General features: G+C 48.2%; 1 pseudogene. It reads left to right on the forward strand.

Going from position 1 to position 624, the window contains the following annotated elements:
- Nucleotides 1–624, forward strand: a pseudogene (locus R7E78_RS27920) (hypothetical protein); the annotation flags it as partial.

A 624-nucleotide genomic window follows, 5' to 3' on the forward strand; every position in this document is an offset into this window, starting at 1 on the left:
CCAACGAACACAAACTTGCCGCATCGACTCATGAGCTTGCAGTTAAAGTGGCAAACAACGTCCGAATTGCATGGTTAGAAGGTAAAGCTCGCATTCTGCTGGCTTGGGACTACTACCTCCTCAACAACTTTATTGAGATGCTAACGGTACTTGATGGCGCAACAGAAGTGCTCAAAGACCATGAAGACAGCACTTGGCAAGCCGAAATTTGGGACTTTAAAGGCTTGGCACTCCTTGGCTTAGAACGCCTAGACGCTGCGGAAGAAGCAACCCAAAAAGCGCACAAGCTGGCCATTGAGCACGATCTAACGTGGATGAAAGCACACTCTTTCATCAGTCGAGCAAGACTAGAGCTACTGCGTAAAAACACGGACAGCGCAGCCGAGTTGTTGCTTGCCGCAGAAGAATCCGCGCTTAATTTCGATAACGGCGAACTGCTAAGTCAGATCTGTTTTCAGCAATCTCGCGTTGCTGAAGAGCAAGGCGATTTCGAAGCGGCATTTAATGCGTTTAAAAAATACCGAAAACATGCACTGAAAATGCTCAAAGAGCAGACCAATCGTGTCAGCATGGATAAAGCACGCGGCTCAAAACGCCAGCTAGAACAACGTGCTCGCAAGCTCA

The sequence above is a fragment of the Vibrio sp. YT-19(2023) genome (assembly GCF_033337395.1).